The sequence below is a fragment of the Terrabacter sp. P5_B1 genome, assembly GCF_056400505.1.
Genome location: NZ_JBFULD010000222.1, coordinates 1 through 7,007, shown reverse-complemented (window position 1 = coordinate 7,007; position 7,007 = coordinate 1). Strand labels below are relative to the sequence as shown.

7 protein-coding genes are annotated in these 7,007 nt (G+C 71.8%); 3 read left to right on the top strand and 4 right to left on the bottom strand.

Annotated elements, in window-relative coordinates:
• The coding region (cofC, locus tag AC1DP0_RS15220) for a 2-phospho-L-lactate guanylyltransferase (RefSeq protein ID WP_478085578.1) at positions 1-895 on the bottom strand (895 nt) is incomplete at its 3' end.
• A 114-nt stretch (positions 896-1,009) separates the two neighbouring features.
• Here cofC and AC1DP0_RS15215 point away from each other — a divergent pair.
• Together AC1DP0_RS15215 and AC1DP0_RS15210 are read left to right on the top strand one after the other, a co-directional pair.
• Positions 1,010-1,810, top strand: a complete 801-nt coding sequence (locus AC1DP0_RS15215; protein ID WP_478085574.1) for a lysophospholipid acyltransferase family protein — start codon at positions 1,010-1,012, stop codon at positions 1,808-1,810.
• A complete protein-coding gene (locus tag AC1DP0_RS15210) occupies positions 1,807-2,805 on the top strand; it encodes an NAD(P)H-dependent glycerol-3-phosphate dehydrogenase (RefSeq protein ID WP_478085571.1) in 999 nt (332 codons plus the stop codon). The genes AC1DP0_RS15215 and AC1DP0_RS15210 overlap by 4 nt, the downstream gene beginning before the upstream one ends.
• Positions 2,806-2,825: 20 nt before the next feature.
• Here the strand turns inward: AC1DP0_RS15210 and AC1DP0_RS15205 are convergent, their stop codons facing one another.
• The 3 genes from AC1DP0_RS15205 to AC1DP0_RS15195 all read right to left on the bottom strand — a co-directional run bounded on the left by AC1DP0_RS15205 (position 2,826) and on the right by AC1DP0_RS15195 (position 5,715).
• Entirely contained in the window at positions 2,826-3,812 is a 987-nt protein-coding gene (locus tag AC1DP0_RS15205) for a cation diffusion facilitator family transporter (RefSeq protein ID WP_478085567.1), read from the bottom strand.
• Between the two features lie 149 nt (positions 3,813-3,961).
• Positions 3,962-4,558 (bottom strand): phosphatase PAP2 family protein, encoded by a 597-nt coding sequence (locus tag AC1DP0_RS15200; RefSeq protein ID WP_478085562.1) that lies wholly within the window; start codon positions 4,556-4,558, stop codon positions 3,962-3,964.
• A 98-nt stretch (positions 4,559-4,656) separates the two neighbouring features.
• Positions 4,657-5,715 carry a trans-sulfuration enzyme family protein gene (locus AC1DP0_RS15195; protein ID WP_478085580.1) on the bottom strand — a complete coding sequence of 353 codons (1,059 nt, stop codon included), beginning with the start codon at positions 5,713-5,715 and terminating at the stop codon, positions 4,657-4,659.
• 76 nt (positions 5,716-5,791) lie between these two features.
• Here AC1DP0_RS15195 and AC1DP0_RS15190 point away from each other — a divergent pair, with 76 nt between their 5' ends.
• Positions 5,792-6,931 (top strand): D-alanine--D-alanine ligase family protein, encoded by a 1,140-nt coding sequence (locus AC1DP0_RS15190; RefSeq protein ID WP_478085559.1) that lies wholly within the window; start codon positions 5,792-5,794, stop codon positions 6,929-6,931.
• Positions 6,932-7,007 lie beyond the last annotated feature (76 nt).

Sequence of the window (7,007 nt, the reverse complement as noted above, 5' to 3'; positions counted from 1 at the left end):
AGCGGATGGCTTGCCCCGGACCGACCCCGACGATGTGGAGCGCGACCACGAGGTCGTCGACCACCTCGACCGTGAGCCGCTGGCCGAGGCGCAGGAGGCGCAGGCCGCTCGACTCGAAGGCCGGCGCCTCGAACGCCAGCTCGACGCCGTCGTCCCGGAGCACGCTGCCGGTGTGGGTCTCGGGGTCGAAGCGGTGGACGGTGGCCTGCATGCTCCTGATCCAACCAGATGCCCGGTGCTGCAGGACGGCTCGTGTGGCCGCGCCGAGGCCGAGGCGTCGCGCCTCGGACAGGCTCCGGGCGTCGTCGACGTCGGTGCGCAGCCGCGGGAGGGGCAGTTCGAGCCGCACCGCACCGTCGGCCTCGTGTCGCGAGGCGCTCCCGGCTCCGAAGCGAGGCGTGAAGTCGCGACCGCAGCGCAGCACCGTGCCCGTGCCGTCCGCGTCGGGCACGAACGACTCAGGCTGCCGCCCTGCGGCCTCGAGGGCCGCTCGCAGGGACTCGCCGTCGAGGGCAGGGAGGTCGCCGAGCAGCGCGGCCACGGGCGCGCCGGACCCGGCTGCACGCATACCTGCGGAGATGGCGTCGTTGAGTCCCGTGCCCGGGTCGGGCACGACGTGCACCCCGCGGGCCCGCCATGCTGTGGACAGACCAGCGTCGCTGCTGACGAGGACCAGGTGATCCGCGTCGACCGCCCGCAGGGCGGCCGAGAGCGTGTCGGTGGCGATCGCGGCACTGAGGTCGGGGCGGTCCGCGCCGACCGCACGGGCCAGGCGGGACTTGCCGCGGCTCGTGTCCTTGACGGGGACCACGACGTGCCAGCGGATGGACCGGCCGGCTGCGGGGTGCGCGGGGTACGCGGGGTACGTGGGGTACGTGGGGGAGGAGGTCGACATGCTGGCGATATCGTCCCACTCGCCGCGCTGCTGCTCGACACCGCGCCGCGAGGTGGACAAGATGAAGGCCAGCCACGTCGACCGGCGTGCGCACGACGAGAAGGACGTGACAACGTGACTGCCGGCGCACGCAAGAGGCGGCTGCCCTGGGCCTACCGCTCCGTGGCGTTCGTGCTCCGGCCGCTGTTGATGCGGGTGACGAAGCGCGACTGGCGCGGCCTCGAGAACATCCCGGCCGAAGGCGGGTTCGTCGTGTCGACCAACCACATCTCCTACGTCGACCCCATCGTCTTCGCGCACTTCATGTTCGACAGCGGTCGCGAGGCGTACTTCCTCGGCAAGGACAGCCTCTTCGCGATCCCGGTCGTCGGGTGGTTGCTGAAGAAGTGTGGCCAGATCCCGGTCTACCGGAACTCGGTCGCGGCGACCGACTCGTACCGCGCCGCGGTCGACGGGGTGCGCGCCGGCAAGGCGCTGGGCATCTTCCCCGAGGGCACCATCACGCGCGACCCCGACCTGTGGCCGATGCGCGGCAAGACCGGTGCCGCCCGGGTCGCCCTCGAGACGCGCTGCCCGCTGATCCCGGTGGCGCAGTGGGGTGCACACGAGATCCTGTCCCCCTATGGCCACCGGCCCTCGCTCTTCCCGCGCAAGACGATGATGATGTATGCCGGTCCGCCCGTCGACCTGTCGGACCTCTACGGCCGACCCATCGACGCGTTGATCCTCCGCGAGGCGACCGACCGGCTCATGGACCGCATCACCGACCTGCTCGAGGTGCTCCGTGACGAGAAGCGCCCGACCGAGCGGTTCGACCCGCGCACTCGCGGTATCCCCGAGGTCGGGAGCCCCTTGAAGCATGAGGAGATCGGGCGTCACCGGCGATCGAAGGACGCGGACGGGAACCGCTCGTGACGCGGGTCGCGGTCCTGGGCAGTGGCAACTGGGGCACCGCGTTCGCGATGATTCTGGCTGACGCCGGCTGCGACGTCACCATGTGGGCCCGCCGCAGGGAAGTCGCTGACGCCGTCAACGCCGGGCGCAACGACGCCTACCTGCCGGAGCTCGAGCTGCCGGCGACGGTCCGCGCCACGGTCGAGACCGGCGAGGCGCTCGACCGCGCCGACCTCGTCGTGCTCGCGGTGCCCTCGCAGACCCTCCGGGACAACCTGAGCCAGTGGGGCGACGCGATCCCCGCGGGCGTGCCGGTCGTCTCCCTGATGAAAGGGGTCGAGCTCGGCACGACGATGCGCATGAGTGAGGTCATCGCCGAGGCGGGAGACGTCGAGCAGGATCGCGTCGTGGTCGTGTCGGGGCCCAACCTCGCCACCGAGATCGCCCGTCGACAGCCGGCGGCCGCAGTCGTCGCGTGCCACGACATGGCGACGGCGGAACTGGTGGCTGCCGCCTGCGCGACGCCCTGGTTCCGGCCCTACACCGACACCGACGTGACGGGTGCGGAGGTGTGTGGTGCGACGAAGAACGTCGTGGCCCTGGCCTCCGGCATGGCCGAGGGCATGGGCTTCGGTGACAACACGAAGGCCACGATCATCACGCGCGGGCTGGCCGAGACGACGCGCCTCGGTCTGGCGCTCGGTGCGGACCCGCAGACGTTCATGGGGCTCGCCGGCGTCGGTGACCTCATCGCGACGTGCATGTCCCCGCTCTCGCGCAACCACAGCTTCGGTGTCCGGCTGGGGCGCGGCATGACCGTCGCGGAGGCCACGGCCGAGCTGCGCACGACGACCGAGGGGGTGAAGTCGTGCGAGTCGATCCTCACCCTCGCCGAGCAGCACGACGTCGAGATGCCGATCTGCGAGCAGGTGGTCGCCGTCATCCGCGACGGGCACCCGGCCAGCGAGGTGGGGCCGCGCCTGATGTCCCGTGACCTCAAGGCCGAGAAGCGCTGAGGGCGTATGCCGTCCGCCCCCTAGGTGCGGGACGGGTAGGCGTGGACCACGGCCCTGGTGAGCTTGGGCGTCGTGCGCACGAGGTCCGCCTCGGCTCGATGGGCGAGGACGTGCGCGTCGGCCAGGCTCGTGGCGGCGTGGACGTCGAGCTCGGCCTCGGCATGGATCTCGTGGCCGATCCAACGCATGCGGACGCTGCGCACAGCCGTCACTCCGGGGACCTCGGCGAGGGTGGTCTCGGCTGCCTCGACGATCTCCGGCTCGACGCCGTCCATGAGTCGGCGCACCACGTCGCGGCCGGTGGAGCGCAGCACCATGACGATGGCGACGGTGATGGCGAGGCCCACGGCCGGGTCGGCCCAGTTCCAGCCGATCGCGAGGCCTCCTGCCCCGACGAGAACCGCCAGTGACGTGAAACCGTCGATGCGGGCGTGGTACCCATCGGCGACCAGGGCCGCTGACCCGATGGCCCGTCCCTCTCGGATGCGGAACAGGGCAACGGTCTCGTTGCCGAGGAAGCCGATCAAGCCGGCCAGCGCGACCCAGCCGACGTTCCCGACCGGCGCGGGGTGCAGCAGCCGGTCGACGGCCTCCCAGCCGGCGACCACGGCGGACAGGGCGATCATGGCGATGACGAAGAGCCCGGCCAGGTCCTCGGCGCGGCCGTAGCCATAGGTGTAGCGCTTCGTCGCAGCGCGCCGACCGAGGGCGAAGGCGATCCACAACGGCACTGCGGTCAGGGCGTCCGAGAAGTTGTGGATGGTGTCGGCCAGCAGCGCGACCGAGCCCGACGCGGCGACCACGAGGAGCTGGGCGACGGCGGTGAGGCCGAGCACGGCGAGGCTGATCTTCACGGCACGGATCCCGCGGGCGCTCGACTCGAGGGCCGAGTCGATGGAGTCGGCGGCGTCGTGCGAGTGGGGCGCGAGGGCGTGCCGCAGTGCACCCCACAGGCCGTGAGCGTGCTCGTGCTGGTGGTCATGCTCGTGCTCGTGGGAGAGGCTCATCGCGGGTGTTCCGTGTCTGTGGGCGTGACGGCTGCAGCCGTGGACGAGTGGTGGGCCCTGCTCTCCGGGGAGGCAGCGGTCCACCCTGTCAGCATGTGCGGGCCGGGGCCAACGCGGGGGGCGTGATGGACAGCCGGCCCGGGAACCCTCTACACGGTCGGGGCGAGAACGCGGTCCACGACGGGCAGCGCGCGGGCACGGTGCACCATCCAGGTCAGCGGCCGGCGGAGCAGCAGCCAACCGAGTCCGGCGACCGCGGCGCCGAGCACCAGCCCGGCCACGACGTCGTGGGGGTAGTGCGCCCCGACGTAGACACGGGTGGCGGCCATGAGCAGCGCGGCGACAAAGGCGACGGCCCCCAGTCGCTTCGACACGATGAAGAGTCCGGCGGCGGCGGCCCCCGCCATCACCGCGTGGTCGGACGGGAAGGACCAGTCCGTGGTCCGGTCGATGAGCACCAGCGCCGACGGGTGCGCGGCATACGGCCGTGCCTCGGCCACGAGCGCCGCGACCGGCTGGTTCACGGCGACGGCAAGCAGGGTGCCGAGCCCCGCCCAGATCGCCGCAGCGAGCAGCCGGTCACTGTCGCCGCGTCGCCGCCAGACACCGACGAGGATCAGCGCCGCGAACACGACGAGGCCGTACTTCGCGTAGGCCACGGCCGGGGCATGCAGCCAGGTCGAGGTACGCGCGAAGTCGTTGACGTGCAGGAACAGAGCGGTGCTGAGGTCGAGCAGGTTGCCCACGGAACGATCCTTCGGATGGGAGGCGACGACGACCGCAGGGTCGCCGCGGCCGGACCCCACTCTCCCGGACGATTCTGAGGGGAATCTCAGAGATCGACTCAGACGGAGTCCAGGGCCTGGGCGAGATCGGCCCAGAGGTCGTCGACGTGCTCGATGCCGACGGAGAGGCGCAGCAGGTTGACCGGCACCTGCTCGGACTCCGAGGGGTGGCGACGACGGCGCTCGAGCTGGGACTCCACGCCACCGAGGCTCGTCGAGTGCAGCCACAGGCGAGTGGCGGAGCACACCTGTTCCGCGGCAGCGGCGTCGCCCGCGACGTCGATCGACAGGATGGCGCCGGCCCCCGGATAGCGGACCCGCGCCACCGACGGGTGGTCCGAGAGTCGTCGGGCCAGCTCCGCCGCGGTGGCGCTCGCCCGTTCGAACCGCACGGAGAGCGTGCGCAGCCCGCGGAGGGCGAGGAAGACCTCCATCGGCCCGGCGATCGCCCCGTGCAGGGTGCGGTGGCGGCGCAGGCGCTCGCCGATCTCGCGGCCACGGCCGGTGTCGGCCACGACGGTCGCACCGAGCACGACGTCACTGTGTCCTGAGAGGTACTTCGTCACCGAGTGCACGACGATGTCGGCGCCGAGGGACAGTGGGCGGCAGAGCAGCGGCGTCGAGAGGGTGTTGTCGACGACGCTCGTCACCCCGAGCTCGCGTGCGCGGGCGAGCACGACGTCGAGCTCCGTGACGTCCATGAGCGGGTTCGTGGGCGACTCGAGCCACAGCAGCTCGGCTGACTCGAGGGCGTCGAGGAACCCTGCCGTGTCGGTGGCGTGGACGCGTACGACGGTGCCGCCGGCCTCCTCGTGGGCCGCGAGCAGGTCGCCGGTCCCGTTGTACGTGGTGTCGGGCGCGACGACCGTGCCTCCCTCGGGGACGAGCGACAGCGCTGCCGAGATGGCTCCCATGCCGGAGGCGTGCACGAGCGCGCGACCGCCCTCGAGGCCCCCGAGGGCCTCCTCGAAGGCGTTCCACGTGGGGTTGCCGGACCGGGCGTAGTTGACGGCGCCGTCGGCGGCATACGTGGAGGTGAGCTCCACGGGCACGTTCACGGACGCACCGGGGGAGGGCTCCGGGCGACCGGACGCCACGAGGAACGTCTCCACCTGCATCTGCTGCGCATCCTCTTCCCTGACCACGCCGTCAGCGTACGAGGGGGTCCGGAAGGTCGGGATAGAGTCTCGTCTGATGACCACGGACCAGCCCCAGCCCGACCAGCCGAGCCGCCGCCCCCGCGTCGCCATCGTCTTCGGAGGACGTTCCTCCGAGCACGCCGTCTCCTGCGCCACCGCAGCGGGGGTGCTCCGGGCGATCGACCGGAGCAAGTACGACGTCGTGCCGATCGGCATCTCCCGCGACGGCCAGTGGGTCCTCGCCGCCGACGACCCGAGCCGCTTCGAGCTGACGGCGAGCCGCACGCCCGAGGTCGAGCCGAGCGCCGCCCACGTCGTCCTGCCGCTGTCGACGCGGGAGAGCTCGCTCACCGTCCTCGAGGCGGGTCAGCCGCCTCAGGAGCTCGGGCAGGTCGACGTCGTCTTCCCGCTGCTGCACGGCCCCTTCGGCGAGGACGGCACGCTCCAGGGCTTCCTCGAGCTCTCGGACGTCCGCTATGTCGGCTCCGGGGTCTTCGCCTCGTCCGCGGGCATGGACAAGCACTACATGAAGGTCGTCTTCGCCGGGCACGGCCTTCCCGTCGGGCCGTATGCCGTCATCACCGACCGCGCGTGGCGCACCGACCGGGCGGCCGCCATGGACGCGTGCGCCGGCCTGCGCTACCCGCTCTTCGTCAAGCCCGCCCGGGCCGGCTCGTCCATGGGGATCACCAGGGTCGACGAGCCCGCGGGCCTGGAGGCCGCCATCGAGGTCGCCCGCGAGCACGACCCCAAGGTGCTCGTCGAGGAGGGCATCGTGGGACGCGAGATCGAGTGCGCGGTGCTCGAGGGCCACGGCACGACCGGGCCGCGCACGTCCGAGGTCGGCGAGATCGCCATCCACGACAACCACGCCTTCTACGACTTCGAGGCGAAGTACCTCGCCGAGGCCGACGTCGACCTCAGCTGCCCGGCCGACGTGCCCGAGGAGGTCGCCAAGGAGGTGCGGCGTCTCGCCGCGGAGGCCTTCGAGTCGCTGGGCTGCGAGGGGCTTGCGCGCGTCGACTGCTTCTACACCGACGACGGCCGTGTCGTCATCAACGAGATCAACACGATGCCGGGCTTCACCCCGCACTCGATGTACCCCCGGATGTGGGCGGCCTCGGGCCTGGAGTACCCCGACCTCATCGACGAGCTCGTCTCGCTCGCGCTCGAGCGCCGCACCGGCCTGCGCTGACCCGTCCCGAACCGAGCACTCGAKGGTGGGSRTGCGTCGAGTGCCCATTTCCCGGCGTGGGGAACTGAGCACTCGA